This window comes from Shimia sediminis (assembly GCF_003990645.1).
Taxonomy (GTDB): Bacteria; Pseudomonadota; Alphaproteobacteria; order Rhodobacterales; family Rhodobacteraceae; genus Shimia; species Shimia sediminis.
Map to the genome: position 1 here is coordinate 1 of NZ_RYZK01000070.1, position 757 is coordinate 757.

1 pseudogene is annotated in these 757 nt (G+C 48.3%); it reads left to right on the forward strand.

From position 1 onward, the window contains the following. Positions 1–86: 86 nt before the first annotated feature. A pseudogene (locus tag EK369_RS22895) lies at positions 87–757 on the forward strand (hypothetical protein); the annotation flags it as partial.

A 757-nucleotide genomic window follows, 5' to 3' on the forward strand; every position in this document is an offset into this window, starting at 1 on the left:
GCGGCAGTGGTTTCGGTGGTGGAAGTGGCTACGGTGGTGGCAATGGTTACGGAGGAGGTTACGGAGGAAGTTACGAGGAAAAAACAGTGACTGTTGTCAAAAACGTACCAGTATCAGTACCAGTAGAGAAGCAAATACCTGTACCAGTCGAAAAAATTGTCCATGTACCTTACAAGGTACACGTACCTCAACCGTACCCAGTCGAAAAGAAAGTACCATACGCAGTACCATATAGGGTCAATGTGCCAGTTAAAGTACCACATCCGTACCCCGTGGAAAAGCCCGTCCACGTACCTGTTGAAGTACCAGTAGACCAGCCCTACCCTGTCAAGGTTATCGTGCCCCAACCGTACCCAGTGGAAAAAGAAATTCCAGTACCGGTCAAGGTGTACGTACCACAACCCTACCCCGTCGAGAAAAAAGTACCTTACACTGTTAAAATCCCTGTCCACGTACCCCAGCCATACCCTGTCGAAAAAATTGTACCTTACCCAGTCAAAGTTCATGTCGACAGGCCCTACCCCGTCCACATACCCAAACCAGTACCTGTACCAGTAGAAAAGAAGATTCCATACCCAGTACCAAAACCAGTACCATACCCAGTCAAAGTACCTTTCGACAGGCCCATTCCCTACCCAGTAGAAAAACCGCAGCCATACCCAGTCAAAATACCTGTACCACACCCATACCCAGTTGAGAGAAACATACCGTACCCTGTTGAAAAGCAGTACCGTACCCGGTTAAAATTGAAGTCGAC